Origin of the sequence: Saccharothrix carnea, from assembly GCF_003014735.1 — a bacterium.
GTDB classification, from domain to species: domain Bacteria; phylum Actinomycetota; class Actinomycetes; order Mycobacteriales; family Pseudonocardiaceae; genus Actinosynnema; species Actinosynnema carneum.
In genome coordinates, this window is sequence record NZ_PYAX01000002.1 from 838181 (window position 1) to 857994 (window position 19814).

The window sequence follows — 19814 nt, forward strand, 5'->3', positions numbered from 1 at the left end:
TCCAGATTACTAGGACATCCGTCTATCGGAAGTACGACGGAGTTGTGCGACGGGTCACCCGCTTCACCCGTTCACCCGAACGTGCCCAATATCAGGACAAATCGGACCTAAACCCATTGACGTCGATCGTTTTGCCAACCCTGGCCGTACCCCTCGCCGAAGACGCGTGTAACTTCCGTCCAAACGGGGTAGAGGATCTTCCATGAGCAGCACACCTATCTACGACGAGCTGGCCGCCATCCTGCTCGCCGACCACCCTGGCAGCGCCGACACGGCCGTCGCCGGGAAGCAACAGGCGGAGCCTGCCGACGAGCCGTCGAAGCAGGTCCGCACCGGTGGCCGACGGCGCAAGCCCGAACCGGACGCTTGATCTTTTATAGTCGGCACTGAAGCTATAGAGCCTACTGGAGTCGAACGCGTGTTCGACTCTCGGGTTATGCTGGCGTCATGCAGGTGTCGCTGTTCGACGACGGCGCCGAAGCGCCCGCGCTGCGCCCGCTGACCGGTGTGCGGCGGACCGAGCTGGGCGACGGCGCGTGGGTCGACGTGCTCCCCGGCTGGCTGTCCGGCGCGGACGCGGTGTTCCAGCGCCTGGTCGCCGAGGTGCCCTGGCGTGCCGAGCGCAGGCAGATGTACGAGCGCGTGGTGGACGTCCCGCGCCTGCTCTGCTTCTACGACGAGCACGCACCGCTCCCCCATCCCGTGCTGACGCGTGCGCGGGACGAGTTGAGCGCCTGGTACGCCGAGGAGCTCGGCGAGCCGTTCCGCACGGCCGGCCTCTGCTACTACCGCGACGGCCGTGACTCCGTGGCCTGGCACGGTGACACGATCGGGCGAGGTTCGACCGAGGACACGATGGTGGCGATCGTGTCCGTCGGCACGCCGCGCGCGTTGGCGTTGCGCCCCCGCGGCGGCGGCACCACCGTGCGGTACGCGTTGGGGCACGGCGACCTGATCGTGATGGGCGGGTCGTGCCAGCGGACGTGGGAGCACGCCGTGCCCAAGGCGACGAAGGCGGTCGGCCCCCGGATCAGCGTCCAGTTCCGCCCGCGCGGCGTGCGCTGACGACTGAATCGGTTGACCTGCGCGTGCCGTTCTCGAACGACGCGCTCAAGCCCGGCGCGACGGCGTCCGGCGTCAACGACTTCACCAACCCCGACCTGGTCGGGCTGTCGCCGTTGCAGATCCTGGACAAGGTCATCGAGTACGCGGGCCAGAAGGGGATGCGCATCATCCTCGACCGGCACCGCCCGACCGGCGCCGGCCAGTCCGCCCTCTGGTACACGGCGGCCGTCCCCGAGTCGACCTGGATCAACGACTGGAAGATGCTCGCCCAGCGGTACGCGGGCAACACCACCGTGATCGGCGCCGACCTGCACAACGAGCCGCACGCCGAGGGCACCAACCCCAACGCCACCGGCGCGTGCTGGGGCTGCGGCGTGGTGGAGCGCGACTGGCGGCTGGCCGCCGAGCGGGCGGGCAACGCGATCCTGTCCGTGCAGGCGAACTGGCTGATCTTCGTCGAAGGTGTGAGCTGCCCGAGCGGCGGCCTGTCCGACACCCGGGACAACGACCCGTCTCACCGTCACCGCACCGACGTGGGCCCCGTCCCTCGCCGCCGGCTCCTCGGTCTCCCTGGGCTTCACCGCCAACGGCCCGGCAACCGCCCCCACCGCCGTCACCCTGTCCGGCTCCGCCTGCACCGCCTGACCCGAACGGTGGATCCAGGGGTCCCGAACGCAGGACACGCGGGACCTGAACCGGCAGGCCTGGCGGGAAGTTTCCCGTCCGGCCTGCCGGTGACTACCGCACCCGCGCGGTTACGGGTGGGCGAGCGCGCCCATCAGCAGGCCCACGAAGTGGTCCATGTCGGCCAGCAGGCACGGCAGCTGCGCGTGCTTGCCCGTGCACCCCTCAGCCCACCCGCTACCGTCGCCGTAGTCGATGAACGTGTGCGGGATGCCTGCCGCCACCAGGTGATCCCGCGTCACGACGTTCGTCGCCCAAGCCCGGTTCTCGACCACGGCCACCAGCGGGTCCACCGTCAGATCACCGCCGTTGCCCGTGTACATCGCCACGCCCATCCCCCGCAGCGAGCCGACGTGCTGCGCCGGGCTCTCCCGGTTCCACACCCCGTCGAACGGCCAGATCGGCGGCCCGAAGATCGACTCGAGCGGCACCGTGGGCGTTCCGCTGCCGGCCAGCTGCGTGGTCGCGACGACCGCCGCCCGCTGCTCCTGGCTCAACAGGTCCAGCCCGCCGGAGAAGCTGCCGACGTACGCGAACAGGTCCGGCCGGTGCTCGGCGTAGTGGAACGCGCCGAAGCCGCCCATCGAGTGCCCCGAGATGGCCCGCCCGTCACGCCGCGCGATCGTGCGGAGGTTCGCGTCGACGAACGGGATCACCTCGTCCAGGTGGAACGTCTCCCAGTTCTGCGGGCCGAGCGCCGCCGGCGGGTTCACCCAGTTCGCGTACCAGCCCCGCCCGGAACCGTTGGGCGCCACCGTGATCAGCGGGACGCCGACCGTGGTTTCTTCGAACAGCCGCTGGTTGGCGACGGTGTTCGGCCGGTCCGGGTGGCCGTGCAGGTGGTACTGCACCGGGTACCGGGTGGCGGCCGCCTGGTCGTAGCCCTCCGGCAAGGTCACCATGATCGTGTGCTCGCCGGACACCTGGCCGGCCATCACCGAGTACGCCGGCACGTGGGCGGTGCGCACGGTGAACACGAACGTCCGCTGGTTGCCGTCCACCCACGCCGGCTGGCTGACCACCGTCAGCCCGAACCCGTTGGTGAACACCGGCGGCGCACCACCACCCGCCGCCGACGCACCCGGCACACCGAACACACCGAGCACACCCACCACCGCGAGGGCGATCAGTCGCCGCATCACGCCGCCACCTCGCACAGCGCCGAGTCCAGCACCTCGATGGAGACCGGCCGGGAGCCGACCACGTTCCCGTTGGTCACCAGCGACGCGAACCGGCCGTCTTCGGTGGTCAGCGTGATCGAGTAGTGCCCGTTGGGCAGGGCGCCGTTGTGACCCCACGCCTCACCGCCGCACGACAGCGCGATCCGGACCAGCGCGAGGCCGGTGCTGTGATCCGGCGCGAGGGTCCGCCGCATCTCCGCGAGCCCCGCCGCCGAGACGACCCGGCCGTCGAGCAGCGCCTGGTAGAACTCCGCCATCTCCTCCAACGTCGACGCCATCGCGCCGGCGGTGCTCCAGAAGCTCAGCTCGCTGTTCGTGGTGCCCTCGGTCCAGAAGAAGAACGGGCCGAGCCTGCCCCCGACGTAGCCGGGCAGGTACGGGTCGGCCAGCGCCCGCGCCCCCGGCACCGGGAACGACGTGCCGGCCAGCCCGAGCGGGGTGATGACCCGGTCGGTGATCTCCTCGCGGACCGTGCGGCCGGTGAGCCGTTCGATCAGCAGGCCGAGCGCGAGGTAGGCGACGTTCGAGTACCCGACGCCGGCGCCGGGCGCGAACTGGGCGGGCTCGTCCATCGCCGAGCGGACCAGCTCGGCCAGCGAGTACGTGCCGTCCGGGTTGGCCGCCGCGTCGCGCACGTCCCGCACCATGCCGCTGGTGTGCTGCAGGAGCTGGCGGACGGTGATGACATTTCCGTCGTAGTTCCCGGTGAACACGCCGGGCAGGTACGGCCCGATCGGCGTGTCCAGGGCGACTCGGCCTTCGTCCACGAGCTGGAGCAGCACGGCCGCGGTGAACGTCTTGGTCTGGCTGCCGATCCGGAAGTGCTCGGTGGCCGTGATCGGGCGGTTCTGGCCGATCTTGGCCGTGCCGCTGCTCAACGTCCACGACTCGGTGTCGTCACCGGCGTACACGGCCGCGCCCGGTCCGGCCTGCGCCTGGTAGCGGTCGAGCACGGCCTGGGTCGCGGCGTGGCCGGTCTGCGCCACCGCCGTGACCGGGGTGGTCAACGCGCCGACAACAGCGAGGACGACACCTCCGGCGACTCCGGCCACCAGGCGACGGCTCTTGCCGCTCATGCGAGCCCCTCCGAGTCAATCTTGTCCGACGTGTCCGACATGTCCGACTTGTCCACGCCAACCGGCTTGTCGCCCGACGACGCACCCGCCTGGGCCTGCTCGCCGATGAACGACACGGCCTCCTTGACGACCTTGAGCACGCCGAGCGCGGCTTCGACCAGCTTGATCAGGTTCTCGCCGCTGGCCAGCAGCTCGGCCAGCTTCCCGGCGATCTTCCCGCCGTACTCGACGGCGATCTGGACGCACTGCGGGATCGCCACTGCCAGGCTCTGCCCGAACGTCGCCGGTGCGGCGGCCAGCGCCTGGGTGATGATCGGCGTGATCTTGGCGACCGCCTCGGCGATGAGCTGGGTCACCGCCGTGACGACCTTGGCCACCACCTCACCCGCCGCGATCATCGCCTTCGAGGAGGTCAGCGCGGTCTCCCCGATCGAGAGGATGCCGTCGGCCAACTCGGTGCCGGTCTTGAGGTAGTCCGACGCGGACTGGCCGGACCACTCGCTGGTCTCGGCCGCGGCCGTCGACCGGTACTCCTCGGCCAGCGAGGTCGCGTCCCGCCCGGCGGAGTCGAACTCGCCCGCGCCCGAGGACACGGAGTCCGGGTCGCCGCGCAGCCGGCCGAGCGGCTCTTCCAGGAACGAGATCATCGGGGTGAGGAACCCGACCCCGGCGCTGTCCAACGCGGACAGCGGCCGTTCGGTCGAGCTCATCGCGCCGAGCGGTGCGTCCGGGTCACCGGCCAGCCCGCCCGACAGCCACTCCTTGTTGTCGACGGCGGCGCTGACGGACCGCAGCTCCGCGAGCAGCGCGGCGATCTGTCCCGCGTCCGGCGACGGGGTGTCCGCGCCCGGCGGAGCGGCGACCGCGGCCGGTGGCGTCACGGCGGATTCGGGGCGGGGCAGTGTCGTCACCACTGGGCGACCTCCGTGTCGATGCGGTCGAACGCGGCGGAACCGTCGCCATCGGTGCGCTGGTACTGGTCGGCCACCTGCCGAAGACCGCCGCCGACCTGGTCCACGGCGGACGCGACGTGGCCGAACGCGTCCAGCGTCGTGGCCATCGCGCCGCCCACCCCGGCGGTGAGGAACCCGGCGAACGAGCCGAGCGACTGCTCGCCGAGCGCGTGCGGCAGCCGGGTGCCGGTCCCGGCGAGCCGGTCGGCGTAGCCCGCGAGCCTGCCCGCGTGCCCGCGCAGCTGCTCGGGGTCGACGGTGAAGTCGCCCTGGCTCATCGCCCGACCTCCGCGGGCTGGTGCTCGGTGATCCGCGCCAGCGCCTCGCCTTGGCCGAGGTAGCCGGACATCACCTCGGCCATCCGCGCGCCGGCCAGCCGCTGCGCCTCGCGGGCGGTGGCGACGATGAGCACGGACAGGGCGTCCGCCTCGAGCCGACGTGCCGCCGGTGTCACCGTGACGTCGTCGAGCAGTCCCCCGGCGTTCACGGTCACGCTGACCTCGCCGCGTGGTGAGGTCGCGGTCGCGCCCACCTCGCGCAGGCTCGCGCTCGCCGCACGGGCGCCGTGCGCCGCGCGATCGAGGCGTTCCCGGTAGTCCGCCAGCCACTGCGCTGGGTCCATGGTCCTCCCCTTCCCTTGTTCCACTGGTGGTTCTCCTGGCCGGCCCGGCTGCCTGGTGCCGTGACCGGCACTAGGCGCGGGCGACTTCCGCGGTCTCGCCGAGCAGGCGGACGAGTTCGCCGTGCCGCACCGGGTTGACGCTCAGCCACCCGGCGTCGCCGCGGTCGACCCGGACCCGTCCCCGTGCGCTGTCCAGCCACGACACCTCGTGCGGCCGGGTGACGGCGTCGCCGGTGCGGCGGACGACGCCCAGTTGTCCCCGGCCGGAGACCGCCGGGAACAGGTCGACCAGCCGGTCGACCACGGCTTCGTCACCGCCGTGCGCGCGGACCAGCTCACGCACGTGCCGCCGGGTGACCGGGTCGCCGTCCGGGTCGCCGAGCATTCCCAAGGCGCTCTCGACCACACCTGGTGGCAGCGTGATCGGCATGGTGGACGCCGCCCGCACCTCGGGGATCAGGCCGGCGAGTTCATCGACCAGCTCGGTGGCCGGCACCGCCTTCACCCGGACCTCGCTCCCCCGCTCGTCCAGCGGCGCTTGGCGGCACACCACCGCCCGGTCCCGGTAGACCATGGCCACCGCGCCCGCGGCCTCGTGCGCGCCGATCACCACCACGTCGACCGCGGCCCGATATTCCCGCAACGCGGTGACCAGCTCGTCCGCGAGGCCGACCGGCCCGGTCGCGGTGGCGAGCCCGCGGGCGCACAGCGCGTGACCCGCGTCGGCGAGCAGTTCGTCACGCTCGTGGGTGAACCGGCCGAACGACGGCACCCGGAGCGGGAACGGGAACGCCACGCCGGCGTGGGTGGCGAGCAGGTCCAGTTCGACGGGCTCGAAGACGGCCTCGTGCTCGGTCGCGGCGGTCACCTCGCCTCCCGACCCGACCGCTCGGCCGCGGCCTGCACGGACGCGCCCGCGTCGTCGTCCACCGCGGTGTAGGAGGCCTTGGCGTCGGACAGCATCTGCCGGAACGCCTCGACCTCGCGCTGCGCCGCGCTCACCTCACCGGCCAGGCCGGACTCCCCCGCCGCCTCGCGCAGCCGTTGCGCCAACTCCACCGCGGGCGGCGCGGTGCCCAGCATCGGCTGCCGTTCGGCGAGTCGGCTCACCGCCGTCACCAGGTCGCCGGTCAGGTCGCCCAACCTGGTCAGCGTCGTGATCCGGTCCTCGATCAGGTCGAGCTCGACGTGGTACCCCTGCCCCGCGTTCACGACTGCGCTCCCGTCGTCTGGCCGATGACCGCCGGGGTGGCCGGCTCCTCCACCGTGAACAGCCCGTGGTCGATCGTCGGCATCCGGTTCTCGTGCCGTTCGTCGTCGCTGTTCGGGCGACCGCCGACCGGCGCCGCCGCCACCGCCGCCTGCGCCGTGCCCCGGGCCGAGGACGAGTCGCCGGTGAGCGGCGCGCCCGGCATCCCGAGCACACCGGCCGCGCCGGGCAGCACGCCGACCCGCTGGCCGGGCGCGAGCTGCACTCCGTGACCAGCGGAGGGTGCGGAACCACCGAGCACGGGCGCCAGACCCATCCCGGACCCCCGGCCCGCGCCTCCGCCGAGGAGACGGGTCCACGGCACACCGCCGTGTCCGCCCGCGGTCGGGCCGCCCGGCACCCCTCCGGCCGCCGGCCCGACCACGCGGGTCGTCTGGGAGGCGGGCGGGATCGCGCCCCGTGCCCCGTCGATCAGCTTGCTGCCGCCCACGAGGCTGGACTCGTAGGCCTGCATCGCCCGGATGGCCTCGGCTTTCTGCTGGTCCGCGGTGGCCGCGCCGAAGTAGAAGCTGAACCCGGCGCCGCCCACCGCGCCGAACGCGGTGCCCATGCCGGACGGGGTCGTCGTCGGGCTGAACATCGAGGCGAAGTTCGGCGGTGTGTAGAAGGACGACGGCGACGGGATCGAGAACGTCGGCGCGGACGGCACCGGCGGCATCCCCGGAATGCCCGGAATGGCCGGTGCGGACGGCAGGAACGACGGCGCGGACGCGGTCCCGAACGTCGGCCCGGTCGGGAACGTCATCGCACTCGGCGCTGCCGTCACCGGTGGCGGCGCGAAGCTCGGGAACGCCATGCCGAGGCCGGAACGCGCGGTCGTGTCCTGATCACCGGTCGACGGCGTGGCGGGTTCGGCGGGTGGGGGCGGCATCATGGCCCGCGCCCTCGCCAACGCGTCGGCGGCTTCCTGCGCGGCGGTCTGCCCCGCGTGCGCCAGCTCGCTGATCTTCTCCACCCGCGCGGCCAGCGCCGCCAGCCGGTCGGCCGCTTCCTCCGCCGCCGGGCCGTGCCAGCTGTCGAGCAGCGCGACCCGCTGCTCGCGCAACACCTGGGCGTGCGTGTCCAGCGCCAGGCGGTGCTGCGCCCACTCGGTGGCCACCACGCTCACGTCCGCGACGTCCGCGTCCTGCCACAGCATCCGGTACAGCTCTTCGTGGCTGTACGCCTCCCAGTTCACCGCACCCGCGGTCGGCACCGGTTCCTTCTCACCAGACACCCGCGATCCCCCTCCCACAGCCGGCCCGTCACCGACGCCGCCAATGCTCACGAAGGGGAGGCGGCCATGGACAGGCCGTGCACCGGCCATGTGTGGCCGGTACCGGTGAACTGCGAGAACAGCCGGCGAACAGGTCAGCCGGGGGTGCGGTAGCTCTCCGTCAGGTGATCTTGGAGGCGGGCGTGGCGGAACTGGTAGACCGCGCCCGCGCGGCGCAGCACGCCCCGCCGATAGGCGTCGTCGAGGAACGACTGCACGGCCCACGGCAATCGGCCGGTCAGCGGCAGCCAGAAGCGGGCGAACACGACCCACTGGCCCCACGCGGTCATGCTGATCACGTAGCCGAACCCGCCGCCGAAGCCGCCGACGAGCCCCAGCGCCGCCCCCGAGATGCCGGGCCAGACGATCGTGAGCCCGAACGGCCCGCCGCCCGGCAGCGTCATCAGCGCCGTGGCGACGAGCCAGGTAGCGCCGGCGAAGAAGACCGCGAACAACGGCCCGAACAACGCGACCTGGAGCAGCACCGTCTTCCGGTTCGCGCGCAGCAGGCCCGCCGGGCTCGCCGCCGAACGGAGGTCCAGCGGCGACTCGCCCGCCGCGATCATCCCGAACGCGAGCGCCGCGCCGGTCGCGAACACCGTGGCGAACACGCCCGCGTCCACCACGAGCACCGCCGGTGACACGGCCCAGACCCCGAACAGCAGCTTCATCACCGCCATCAGCACGCCGTAGCAGCCGCCGACCAGAGCGCCGAACAGCAGGCCCATCCGCGCCCTGACCCGCACCCGCGGCCACTTCACCCCGGAACCGGCCCGCAGGGCGAGCCGGAACCGGACGGGTTCGAGCGACTGGACGCGCGCCAAGTGCCCGTGCACCAACCCGAACGACACCCCGGCGAGCAGCCCGACCACGGCGCCGAGCCCGACCAGTTGCGGGGTGACCTTGCCGAGCAGGAGGCCCTCGATCACCACGTCGCCCGACCAGACGCCGGCGAACACGAACAGCGTGACCGCCAGCGCCCTCGTGCGCCGGCGGGTGGAGGTGCCGAGCTGCCACCACGCCAGGTCGTGCGTGCCCAGGCGGCTCAGGTGATCGGCGAGGTGGCCGAGCCAGCGCCGGACGTGGTCGGCGTCGTAGGCCCGGGCACCCCGTCGTTCCTGGTACACGGCCGGCACGAAACCGCCGAGCAGGTGCCGTTCGATCGACTCCCGACCACCGAACCGGTCCGCGTCGACGAGCTCCGCCGGGTCGTGGCCGGGGGTGTCGCTGTAGATCCGGCGTGCGAGCGCCACCATCAACGGCGTGGTCAGCACGGCCGCGAGGGCGCTGTCCGGCCGTTCCCGCACGTGGTCGAGGACCGGTTGCCACACGGTGCCGGCGTCACCGGTCTCGCCGGTGGTGCGCGGCAGGTAGTCGGCGACGTCGTCCGCGGTGAGGTCGACCAGCTCCACCGCACCGGCGGCGCGGAGCACGCCGGTGGCCTCGACCGCGGCCCGGTACTCGTCCACCCGGCTGGTCAGCAGCAGCGGCAGGGTGGTGGCGTTCAACGCGGCCAGCGCCGCCCGGTGCAGACCGCCCGCCACCTCGTCGAACCCGTCCAGCACGGGCAGGACGCGGTGCGCGTCGACCAGTGCGGCGGCCAGCGTCGACCCGCCGGGGCCGGGCGCGGCGAGGCCGGGGTGGTCGCGCACGAGCTGGTCCGCGAGCCAGTCGCGCAGCTCGGTGCGGACCGGGTTCCACGAGCCGAGGCCGAAGATCACCGGCACCGGGTCGGCGGGCGCGCGGGTGGCCAGGAGGTCGAGCACGAACCGGGTGGTGAGGATCGTCTTGCCCGCGCCCGCCCGCCCCAGCACGATCAGCCGGCACGACGGGATCCGCCGGTAGACCTCCACGACCTGGTCGAGCCGCCCGGTCAGGTCGAGCGGGCGGGACGTCCGGCCGGGCTGCGCCAACCGGATGTTGGCCCAGTTGTCCCGCAACGCCTCCGGTGCCGGGCGCCAGCGCACCGGCAGCGGCACCGGGTCGTGCACCTGCTGCTGTTCCTCTTCCCGCCGCCAGCGGGCGTGCACCGCGTACGCGAGCGCGTCCGTCGCCTCCAGCAACGGATCGGCGCCCGACGCGGGGCCGGGTGCCGGGGGTCTGGTCGCGCCGTGGGCGACCAGCTCCGGCACGTCCACGTCGACGTCCTCGGCCGGATCGGCGTGCTCCGCGTGCCCGGCGGCGGTGAACAGCTCCGCGCGCTCGGCACCGTCCAGGCGCAACGCGTCGGCCAGCAGCCGAACCGTGCGCACCTGCGGGTTGCCCCGTTGCCCGGTCTCCAGCCCGCGGACGGTGCGGACACCGAGGCCCGCGCGCTCGGCCAGGTCGTCCTGGCTCAACCCGGCCCGCTGCCGCCATCGCCGCAGAAGCGCGCCGAACCGGCTCGTCACACCCAACCCCCACCGCCACGCGCGCCGAGCGCGCACCGCGTCATCGACCGGACACAGTCGGCCCACGCCTCGGCGGACCGAATCCTAGACACCGGCCACGCCCGCGGTGGCACGGGAGCCACCTGATCGACACGACCGGCCCCTTAAGTTACCCGGTGGTACCGTCAGGCCGGGGAGCTTGATCGTTGATGTGCGGACCTCCTGCCACCGCAGGACGTCCGCCGGGTTCGTCGGTGGTGCCGCGCGTCCGCGAGGCGACCGCGGTGCCGCGGGGCATCGAGCTCATCGTCGGGCCGGTCCCGGTGGTGTGGCAGCGCCGGTCGACCGCCCGACGACCGTGCCGGGCGCGACCCGCCGACCGCAGCAGTCGCAGGTCATCCGCGCGTGGACGGTGCCGCCGCAGCCGACGTGCTCGGCCACGGCGGGCGGGCCGGTCGGCGTCGGCAGGTGGTTGTCGCCCCACTCCATGAGCGCCAGGACCACCGGTGTCAGCTCACGCCCCTTGGCGGTGAGCCGGTACTCGTGGCGCGGCGGCCGGTCCTGGTAGCGCACGCGTTCGAGCACGCCGTGCTCGACCAGTCCGTTGAGGCGGTCGCTGAGCACGTTGCGGGCGATGGGCAGGCGGTGCAGGAAGCCGTCGAACCGGGTGACCCCCGACAGCGCGTCCCTGATGATCAACAGCGTCCAGCGCTCGCCGACGACCTCAAGTGCGCGCGCTACGGAGCAGACCTGGTCGTCGTACGTGCGTCGGAGCATCCGCGCATGATAACCACGGGTTTTGCCCGGAAACCCCCATCGTGTGGTGGCCCGCCGCCGACGCGCGGCCGACCGGACCCGGCGCTCAGGCGCCGTCCGCCGGACGTGGTCGTTCCGCGTCCGGCCCGCGGTCGGGCACCTGGTCCGGTTCGTCCGGCCGGTCCGCGAGAGCGGGCTGCGGCGCGGAACGGCGGTCGGCGACCTCGCTGAGGTAGCGCAGCACGACCGCGACTGCGGCGACGACCGGCACGGCGAGGAACGCGCCCGCGATGCCGTAGAGGGTGCTGCCCGCCGTCACGGCGAGCAGGACGACAGCGGCGTGCAGGCGCAGGCTCCGCGACTGGAGCACCGGCTGGAGCACGTTGCCCTCCACCTGCTGCACCACCACCACGATCACCAGCATGATCAGCGCGGTCGTCGGGCCGTTGCTGACCAACGCGACGAGCACGGCCAACGCGCCCGCGATGAACGCGCCCACGATCGGCACGAACCCGCCGAGGAACGTCAACGCCGCCAACGGCACGGCCAGCGGCACCCCGAGCACGACCAGGCCGAGCCCGATCAGCACCGCGTCCACCAGGCTCACGATCGCCTGGGTGCGGATGAAGTCGCCCAACGTCGTCCAGACCCGGTCCAGCACGACCGTCACGTGCCCGCCGGCGCGCTCGCCGATCACGCCGCGCAGCCACGGCGTGAACCGCGGCCCGTCCTTGACGAACAGGAACGCCAGCAGCAGCGCGACGATGCCGGTGACGATGCCGGAGGTCACCGTGCCGACGCCGGTGAGCAGGCTGTCCGCGATCGACCCGACGCTGGACCGCAACTGGTCGATGCCCTGCTGCAGCAGCTGGTCGAGCTGGCCCTCGCCGAGGTTGAGCGGCGGGCCGGCCGCCCAGTCGAGGGCCTGTTGCAGGGCACGGGTGGCGCTGTCGGCGATCTCGGGCACACCGGACACGATCGACGTGGTGATCAGCGCCAGCACGCCGCCGAGCACGATCAGCCCGCCGAGCACCACGAGCGTCGCGGCCAGCGCGGCGGGCACCCCGCGCGAGCGCAGCCACCGGGCGGGCGGCCACAGCACGGTGGTGATCAGCAGGCCGAGCAGGACCGGCATCACCACCACCCACAGCCTGCCGATCAGCGTCCACAGCAGCCAGAAGCCGATCGCGACCAGCGCCAGGCGGGCGCTCCACCGCGCCAGCCAGGTCACCGCGTGCCCGATGGCCTGACCGCGATCGGTCCAGCGGCGGTCTTGTGCGCTCACGTCTTCCCATCCCCTCCACCGCGTCGCGCCCTGCGGCGCCTGTGCGGCAGCCTGCCAGAGCGGACCGCGCAAGTGGTGCCGCCCCGCCCCGTGTCAAGGCCCGCACCAGGACAAAACCTGGCCGGTCGACGACCCTGACCGGTCTCCTGGCCGCCGCTGACGACGACCTCCCGACCCCACCGACCTCCTCGACATCCATCCGGCGCGACCGGCAGTGAGGGTTGACAACGATGTCATCGCCGACAACCACTGCGTCCCGGTGAGCCTGGCCCTGGGCCGCACGACGTTCCCGACCTCTCCCCTGCCTCCGGGCATGTCCGACCCGTCCGCCTCCGTGCACGACGACCCGGCCACCGCTTGGACACCCGGCCCGGTCCCCCGCTGCACCGTCAGCACGAGCACCGATGGCCTGACCTACGGCCGACTGGTGACCGGGCCAGGCCGCGCTCACCGCCCTCACGGTCCGCTCGGGTCGCCCGGAGGCCTGAGGCGGCAGGGGAACGTAGGCTCTCCGGACGTGAGCGACACTTCGGCCGACGCGGCGGACAGCGGGAACCCCGAGCACCAGGAGGGTGGGAAGTACTCCGTCAAGGGCAAGGAGTACACCCGCGACACGCGGTACATCACGACCCGGGTCACGGCGGACGGGCGGGACGGGTTCCCGGTCGAGGCCGGGCGGTACCGGCTGGTCGCGGCGCGGGCCTGTCCGTGGGCCAACCGGTCGATCATCGTGCGGCGGCTGTTGGGGCTGGAGGACGCGATCTCGCTCGGGTTGCCCGGCCCGACGCACGACGAGCGGTCGTGGACGTTCGACCTCGACCCCGGTGGGCGCGACCCCGTGCTGGGGATCGAGCGGTTGCAGGAGGCGTACTTCAAGCGCGACCCCGAGTACCCGCGCGGGATCACCGTGCCGGCGATCGTCGACACGACGACCGGCGCGGTCGTGACGAACGACTTCGCGCAGATCACGCTGGACCTGTCGACCGAGTGGCGTGCGCACCACCGGGACGGTGCGCCCGACCTGGTGCCGCAGCGGCACCGGGATGAGGTCGACGAGGTCAACCAGCGGGTGTTCACCGAGGTCAACAACGGCGTCTACCGGTGCGGGTTCGCGGGCACGCAGGAGGCCTACGACGACGCCTACGCCCGGCTGTGGACCGCGCTGGACTGGCTGGAGGACCGGCTGGGCGGTCAGCGGTACCTGGTCGGCGACACGATCACCGAGGCCGACGTCCGCCTGTTCACCACGCTCGTCCGCTTCGACGCCGTCTACCACGGCCACTTCAAGTGCAACCGGAACAAGCTGGCCGAGATGCCGGCGCTGTGGGCCTACGCCCGCGACCTGTTCCAGACGCCCGGGTTCGGCGACACGGTGGACTTCACCCAGATCAAGCAGCACTACTACGTCGTGCACTCCGACATCAACCCGAGCGGGATCGTGCCCGGCGGGCCGGACCTGTCCGGTTGGGTGACGCCGCACGGCCGGGAGGCGCTCGGCGGTCGGCCGTTCGGCGACGGCACGCCGCCCGGCCCGGTCCACGACGGCGAACGGGTGGACCCCGCGCACACGCCACTGCGTTAGGCCGCGTGTCGAACGGGGGTCAGGGTGAGCGTGGAGGGCAGGTGCTCTCGCGGACCACCAGTTCGGTGGCGAGGTCTATGCGCTCGTTCGGCGGGCGCTCGCCGCGCGCCAGGCTGAACACCATGTGGGCGGCGGTGGTCGCCATCTCCCGCAGCGGTTGCCGCACCGTGGTCAGTTGAGGCCCTATCCACTCGGAGACCGACAGGTCGTCGTAGCCGACGATCGACAGGTCGTCCGGAATGGACAGTCCCAGCTCCCGCGCCGCCCGCATCACGCCCAGCGCCTGGAAGTCGGAGCCCGCGAAGATCGCGGTCGGCCGGTCGGGACGGCTGAGCAGCGCCATGCCGTGCCCGTACCCGCCCTGCACGTAGAAGTCGCCGTACCGCACGAAGTCCGGGTCCACGACGACGTCCGCGTCCTCCAGCGCGCTGCGGTACCCGTCGACGCGGGCCCGGCTGCACAGCATGGTCGTCGGCCCGGAGATCACCGCGATCCGCCGGTGCCCGAGCGCGAGCAGGTGCCGCGTCGCGGCCAGGCCACCGGCCCAGTTCGCCGATCCCACGGTCGGCACACCGGGCGGCGGCTCCCCCGCCGTGTCCACGAACACGAACGGGATGTTGCGCGTGGTGAGCTGACGGCGCTGCTCGGCGTCCAGCCCGGCGAGCACCAGGATCACCCCGAGGGGTCGGCGGGCCAGCAGGTCGTCGAACCACTCGCGGCGCGGCCGGTGCTCGCCGCCGAGCTCGGACAGCACCACGGCGGCGCGCTCGTTCGCCGCGGCCAGCTCGACACCGCGGATGATCTCGGTCGACCACGCCGAGTGCATCTCGTGGAACACCAGGTCGATGAGCGCGGGCCGGGACGACTGGCGTGCCCGTCGTCGTCGGTACCGGTGCTGTTCGATGATGCTCTCCACGCGGGCACGGGTGTCCGGTGCGACGTCCGGCCGTCCGTTGAGGACCTTCGAGACGGTCGGAATGGACACACCCGCCTCGGCCGCGATGGACGAGATGGACGCGGCGCCCTTCACCGTCTTCTCCGGCACGGCGCCGGCGGCGTCCCGCTCAGTCGACGAACTCATGCTGCCCCCTGTTCGCGTCGCGGTCCGCGCCCCGCACACCGGATCTAAAGTTTCGACGGCTGAGCGTAAAGGTTCGACCTTTCGACCACCAGCATGGCAGCTCCATGCGTCGATCTTTGACGTAATCGGTCCAGAAAACCGTGCGCTTTTCGGGCCCTGTTCATACCTGTGAACTGCGAAGACACAGGAAGGACACGGACTGTTGACGTCTCGGAGAGATCCTCCTACGGTCTCCCCACCAGATCGGCGTGTCGGAAAGTACTTCGATAGTTTCGGTCTTCACGTGGATGTGAGCGGGGGTACCTGGTCGATGATGAACAGGACGACGGAGGTCGCGACGACGCCGGTTGGCGACGCCGTTCCGACTGCCGCCGACCAGCCGAGCGCGGTGTGGCGGGACCTCTCCCGGCCCGCCGCCGAACGGGTCGACGCGCTCGTCGAGGCGATGACGCTCGACGAGAAGCTCGCCCAGCTCGTCGGGGTCTGGGTCGGCGCGGACCCCTCCGGCGCCGGTGTCGCACCGCACCAGCACGACATGACCGCCGACCCCGTGGTGTGGGACGAGGTCATCGCCTCCGGTCTCGGCCAGCTCACCCGCCCGTTCGGCACCCGCCCGGTCGAACCGGTCGCGGGCGCCCGCTCACTGGCCGCGTCACAGCGGCAGGTGGCCGACGCCAACCGGTTCGGCATCCCGGCGCTGGTGCACGAGGAGTGCCTGACCGGGTTCGCCGCCTGGCAGGCCACCGCCTACCCCGCGCCGCTGGCCTGGGGCGCGTCGTTCGACCCCGACCTGGTGGCCGAGATGTCCGGCCTGATCGGCCGCTCGATGCGGGCGGCGGGCGTGCACCAGGGGCTGGCGCCGGTCCTGGACGTCACCCGCGACTACCGCTGGGGTCGCACCGAGGAGACCATCGGCGAAGACCCCTACCTCGTCGGCACGGTCGCCACGGCGTACGTACGAGGCCTGGAGCGGTCCGGCATCGTCGCCACGCTCAAGCACTTCGCCGGCTACTCGGCCTCCCGCGCCGGGCGCAACCTCGCCCCGGTGGCCATCGGCCCGCGCGAGTTCGCCGACGTGGTCCTGCCGCCGTTCGAGATGGCCGTGCGCGACGGCGGCGTGCGGTCGGTCATGCAGTCCTACACCGAGATCGACGGCCTGCCGTCCGCGGCCGACGCCGGGCTGCTCACCACGCTGCTGCGCGACACCTGGGGCTTCGACGGCACCGTGGTCGCCGACTACTTCGCGATCAAGTTCCTGCAGACCCTGCACGGCGTGGCCGAGGACGAGGCGCACGCCGCCGCGCTGGCCCTCGCCGCGGGCGTGGACGTCGAGCTGCCGACCGTGCGCTGCTACGGCACGCCGTTGCGCGAAGCGGTCGAGCGCGGCGACGTGGACGAGGCGTTGGTCGACCGGGCGTTGCGCCGGGTGCTCCACCAGAAGGTGGAACTGGGGTTGCTCGACCCGGACTGGTCGCCCCTGCCGGAGGACGTGGACGAGCTCCGGCTCGACTCGCCCGAGGCCCGGGACGTGGCGCTGCGCCTGGCGCGGGAGTCCGTAGTGCTGTTGGCCAACGACGGTGTCCTGCCGCTGCGACCGGACCTGCGGCTCACCGTGGTCGGCCCGCTCGCGGACGACCCGATGGCGATGCTGGGCTGCTACTCGTTCCCCGCGCACATCGGCGTGCACCACCCGGACGCCGGGCTCGGCCTGGAGATCCCGACCGTGCTCTCCGCGCTGCGCGACGCGGTGGGCGGCACGGTGACCCACGCGAAGGGCTGCGAGGTCTCCGCCGAGCCCGACGCCGACGAGATCGCCGAGGCGGTGGCGGCGGCACGGGACGCGGACGTGTGCGTCGTCGCGGTCGGCGACCTGGCGGGCCTGTTCGGGCGCGGCACGTCGGGCGAAGGGTGCGACGCGACCGACCTGCGGCTGCCCGGCGCGCAGGCCGACCTGGTCCGCGCGGTCCTGGCCACCGGCACGCCGGTCGTGCTGCTGCTGATCACCGGACGGCCGTACGCGATCGGCGACCTGGCAGACGGCGCGGCGGCGGTCGTGCAGACCTTCTTCCCCGGGCAGCTCGGCGGCCAAGCCATCGCCGACGTGCTGACCGGCGCGGTGTCGCCGTCCGGCCGGCTGCCGGTCAGCCTGCCGGGCGAGGAGTCCGGCCAGCCCGGCACCTACCTGTCGGCACCGCTCGGTCGGCGCAGCGAAGTGTCCAACGTGGACCCGACGCACGTGTTCCCGTTCGGCCACGGCCTGGGCTACGACACGTTCACCTGGTCACCCGTGCGCGTGGTGTCGGACGAGCCGTGGACCACCGACAGCGAAGTGGCGCTGGAACTGGACGTGCACAACCCCGGCACACGCCCCGGCGCGGACGTGGTGCAGCTGTACCTGCACGACCCCGTCGCGCAGGTGACCCGCCCGGTCGTGCGGCTCGTCGGCTACGCGCGGGTGGAGCTGAACGGTGGCGCGTCGGCCCGCGTCACGTTCCGCGTGCCGGCCGACGTCACGTCGTTCACCGGCCTGGCGGGCAGGCGCGTGGTGGAACCGGGCGCGGTGCAGCTGCGCGTGTCCCGGTCGAGCGCGGACGTGCACGAAGCGGTGGACCTGCGGCTCGACGGCCCGCTGCGCGAAGTCGACCACACGCGGCGTTGGCTCAGCGCCGTGTCGGTCACCCACGAGGAGGTGGAGCGGGCATGACCACCCAGATCACCGAACCGGCGACCGCGGCCGCGCCGGGCCCCGGTGAACCGCCGAAGAAGGCGAAAACGCCCCGGTACAAGACCACGTGGCGCAAGGCGTTCAAGCGCGACTGGCAGCTCTACACGCTCGTCATCGTCCCGCTGCTGTTCTTCCTGGTCTTCCGGTACGCGCCGATGCTCGGCAACGTCATCGCGTTCCGCAAGTTCGTGCCGGGCGGCAGCATCTACGGCGAGACGTGGGTCGGCCTGCGCTACGTCAAGATGTTCGTCAACGACCCGAACTTCTGGGAGGTCTTCGGCAACACGATGGCGCTCGGCGCGCTGTCACTGGTGTTCACCTTCCCGCTGCCGATCGTGCTCGCGCTGCTGCTCAACGAAGTGCGCTCGCGCTACTTCAAGCGGTTCGTGCAGACGGTGTCCTACCTGCCGCACTTCCTGTCGATCGTGATCGTGGCCGGCATGGTCATGCAGCTGGTGTCGCTGGAGGGCACGGTCAACCAGATCGTCCGGGCGCTGGGCGGCGAGGCGGTCTCGTTCATCCAGGACCCGAGCTGGTTCCGCACGATCTACGTCTCGTCGGAGGTGTGGCAGACCGTCGGCTGGGGCACGATCCTCTACCTGGCCGCGCTGACCACGATCGACTCGCAGCTCTACGAGGCGGCCCGGATCGACGGCGCGAACCGGTGGCAGCAGACCTGGCACGTGACGCTGCCCGGCATCCGGCCGACGATGATCACGCTGCTGATCCTCAACATCGGCACGTTCATGGCGGTCGGGTTCGAGAAGGTCCTGCTGCTGTACAACCCGCTGACCTATCCCACCGCGGATGTCGTGTCGACCTACCTGTACCGGGTCGGCCTGGTGTCCAACAACTTCAGCTACGCCGCCGCGATCGGCCTGTTCGAGTCGATCATCGGTCTGACGCTGATCCTGTCCGCCAACGCGATCTCGCGCCGCACAGTGGGGACGAGCCTGTGGTGACCACCGACCCGACGCGCGTCATGGAGCGGCTGGACAAGCCCGCGGGTGCCCGCCGCACGTCGCTGGACGACTCCCGCGGTTACCGGATCTTCCGCGTCGTCAACGCGATCGTGCTGCTCGGCGTGGTGGTGGTGACGCTGTACCCGTTCGTCAACATCGTGGCGCAGTCGTTCAGCAGCGAGGTCTACATCCGCACGGGTCAGGTCAACCTGGTGCCGCGCGGGTTCAACCTCGACACCTACAAGCTGGTCGCGGCCGACCCGGCGTTCTGGAACAGCTACCTCAACACGGTCATCTACACCGTCACGGCCACCGCGATCTCGATCGTGCTCACCACGATCTACGCGTACGTGCTGTCCAAGAAGCACCTCAAGGGCCGCGGCCTGCTCGTCGGCGTCGCGGTGTTCACGATGTTCTTCAACGGCGGCCTGATCCCGAACTACGTGCTGGTCAACGGTCTCGGGATGACCAACACGATCTGGGCGATCGTGCTGCCGAACGCGATCAGCGTGTTCAACCTGCTGGTCATGAAGGCGTTCTTCGAGAGCCTGCCGCCCGAACTGGAGGAGGCCGCCGCGATCGACGGCCTGAACACCTACGGCATCCTGCTGCGGATCGTGCTGCCGCTGTCGAAGGCCGTGCTCGCCACCATGATCCTGTTCTACGCGGTGGCGAACTGGAACTCCTGGTTCCAGGCGTTCCTCTACCTCGACCGGGCGGACCTGTTCCCGGTCACCGTGTACCTGCGGAACATGATCGCCGGCGCCACCTCGGCGACGTCGGTCGGCGCGGTCGAGACCAACGCCGTGGCCATCTCCGCGAACATCAAGGCCGTGACGATGGTGCTCACCGTCCTGCCCATCATCGCCGTTTACCCGTTCATCCAGCGCTATTTCGTGTCGGGCGTGATGCTCGGCGCGGTCAAGCAGTAGCGCGTCCGCTCCCCGT

At 72.0% G+C, this 19814-nt stretch carries 18 protein-coding genes and 2 pseudogenes; 8 read left to right on the forward strand and 12 right to left on the reverse strand.

Annotation, left to right across the window (positions count from 1 at the left end):
* The first annotated feature begins 202 nt into the window (after positions 1-202).
* The 4 genes and pseudogenes from B0I31_RS40460 to B0I31_RS43075 form a co-directional block, all read left to right on the forward strand.
* Positions 203-370: a hypothetical protein gene (locus tag B0I31_RS40460; RefSeq protein ID WP_181320046.1), complete on the forward strand. Its 168-nt coding sequence runs from the start codon at positions 203-205 to the stop codon at positions 368-370.
* Between the two features lie 77 nt (positions 371-447).
* Entirely contained in the window at positions 448-1065 is a 618-nt protein-coding gene (locus B0I31_RS07995; RefSeq protein ID WP_106614624.1) for an alpha-ketoglutarate-dependent dioxygenase AlkB, read from the forward strand.
* Between the two features lie 23 nt (positions 1066-1088).
* Positions 1089-1484 (forward strand): annotated as a pseudogene (locus tag B0I31_RS08000) (glycoside hydrolase family 5 protein); the annotation flags it as partial.
* Positions 1485-1578: 94 nt separating this feature from the next.
* Positions 1579-1710, forward strand: a pseudogene (locus B0I31_RS43075) (hypothetical protein); the annotation flags it as partial.
* Positions 1711-1820: 110 nt separating this feature from the next.
* Here B0I31_RS43075 and B0I31_RS08010 read toward each other — a convergent pair.
* The 11 genes from B0I31_RS08010 to B0I31_RS08060 form a co-directional block, all read right to left on the reverse strand.
* Entirely contained in the window at positions 1821-2888 is a 1068-nt protein-coding gene (locus B0I31_RS08010; RefSeq protein WP_106614750.1) for an alpha/beta hydrolase, read from the reverse strand.
* Positions 2888-4006, reverse strand: a complete 1119-nt coding sequence (locus B0I31_RS08015; protein WP_106614625.1) for a serine hydrolase domain-containing protein — start codon at positions 4004-4006, stop codon at positions 2888-2890. Before B0I31_RS08015 ends, B0I31_RS08010 begins: the two co-directional genes overlap by 1 nt.
* Complete coding sequence (locus B0I31_RS08020) at positions 4003-4917, reverse strand: WXG100 family type VII secretion target (protein ID WP_181320047.1); 915 nt, start codon at positions 4915-4917, stop codon at positions 4003-4005. The genes B0I31_RS08015 and B0I31_RS08020 overlap by 4 nt, the downstream gene beginning before the upstream one ends.
* Positions 4914-5237, reverse strand: a complete 324-nt coding sequence (locus B0I31_RS08025; protein ID WP_106614626.1) for a WXG100 family type VII secretion target — start codon at positions 5235-5237, stop codon at positions 4914-4916. The genes B0I31_RS08020 and B0I31_RS08025 overlap by 4 nt, the downstream gene beginning before the upstream one ends.
* Complete coding sequence (locus tag B0I31_RS08030; RefSeq protein ID WP_106614627.1) at positions 5234-5581, reverse strand: YbaB/EbfC family nucleoid-associated protein; 348 nt, start codon at positions 5579-5581, stop codon at positions 5234-5236. Before B0I31_RS08030 ends, B0I31_RS08025 begins: the two co-directional genes overlap by 4 nt.
* Before the next feature lie 70 nt (positions 5582-5651).
* A complete protein-coding gene (locus tag B0I31_RS08035; RefSeq protein ID WP_106614628.1) occupies positions 5652-6449 on the reverse strand; it encodes an ESX secretion-associated protein EspG in 798 nt (265 codons plus the stop codon).
* On the reverse strand, positions 6446-6793 hold the full coding sequence (locus B0I31_RS08040; RefSeq protein WP_106614629.1) for a hypothetical protein: 348 nt from the start codon (positions 6791-6793) through the stop codon (positions 6446-6448). Before B0I31_RS08040 ends, B0I31_RS08035 begins: the two co-directional genes overlap by 4 nt.
* Positions 6790-8067 (reverse strand): hypothetical protein, encoded by a 1278-nt coding sequence (locus tag B0I31_RS08045; protein ID WP_146173779.1) that lies wholly within the window; start codon positions 8065-8067, stop codon positions 6790-6792. The genes B0I31_RS08040 and B0I31_RS08045 overlap by 4 nt, the downstream gene beginning before the upstream one ends.
* Before the next feature lie 134 nt (positions 8068-8201).
* Positions 8202-10496: a helix-turn-helix domain-containing protein gene (locus tag B0I31_RS08050; protein WP_106614631.1), complete on the reverse strand. Its 2295-nt coding sequence runs from the start codon at positions 10494-10496 to the stop codon at positions 8202-8204.
* Between the two features lie 282 nt (positions 10497-10778).
* A complete protein-coding gene (locus B0I31_RS08055; RefSeq protein WP_106614632.1) occupies positions 10779-11252 on the reverse strand; it encodes a winged helix-turn-helix transcriptional regulator in 474 nt (157 codons plus the stop codon).
* Between the two features lie 85 nt (positions 11253-11337).
* Positions 11338-12516, reverse strand: coding sequence for an AI-2E family transporter (locus B0I31_RS08060; RefSeq protein WP_106614633.1), 1179 nt, complete (start codon positions 12514-12516; stop codon positions 11338-11340).
* A gap of 622 nt (positions 12517-13138) precedes the next feature.
* Between B0I31_RS08060 and B0I31_RS08065 the strand changes: the two genes are divergently transcribed.
* The gene (locus B0I31_RS08065; protein WP_245949760.1) at positions 13139-14098 is read left to right on the forward strand and encodes a glutathione S-transferase family protein; all 960 of its coding nucleotides are present in this window, start codon (positions 13139-13141) and stop codon (positions 14096-14098) included.
* A gap of 19 nt (positions 14099-14117) precedes the next feature.
* Here the strand turns inward: B0I31_RS08065 and B0I31_RS08070 are convergent, their stop codons facing one another.
* On the reverse strand, positions 14118-15179 hold the full coding sequence (locus B0I31_RS08070) for a LacI family DNA-binding transcriptional regulator (protein ID WP_106614635.1): 1062 nt from the start codon (positions 15177-15179) through the stop codon (positions 14118-14120).
* A 313-nt stretch (positions 15180-15492) separates the two neighbouring features.
* On the opposite strand from B0I31_RS08070, the gene B0I31_RS08075 reads away from it, so the two are divergent.
* The 3 genes from B0I31_RS08075 to B0I31_RS08085 are packed head-to-tail and all read left to right on the forward strand — an operon-like array spanning position 15493 to position 19798.
* Entirely contained in the window at positions 15493-17883 is a 2391-nt protein-coding gene (locus B0I31_RS08075; protein WP_106614751.1) for a beta-xylosidase/alpha-l-arabinosidase, read from the forward strand.
* Positions 17880-18866, forward strand: a complete 987-nt coding sequence (locus tag B0I31_RS08080) for an ABC transporter permease (protein ID WP_106614636.1) — start codon at positions 17880-17882, stop codon at positions 18864-18866. Before B0I31_RS08075 ends, B0I31_RS08080 begins: the two co-directional genes overlap by 4 nt.
* Positions 18863-19798, forward strand: a complete 936-nt coding sequence (locus B0I31_RS08085) for a carbohydrate ABC transporter permease (protein ID WP_245949747.1) — start codon at positions 18863-18865, stop codon at positions 19796-19798. The genes B0I31_RS08080 and B0I31_RS08085 overlap by 4 nt, the downstream gene beginning before the upstream one ends.
* Positions 19799-19814: the final 16 nt, after the last annotated feature.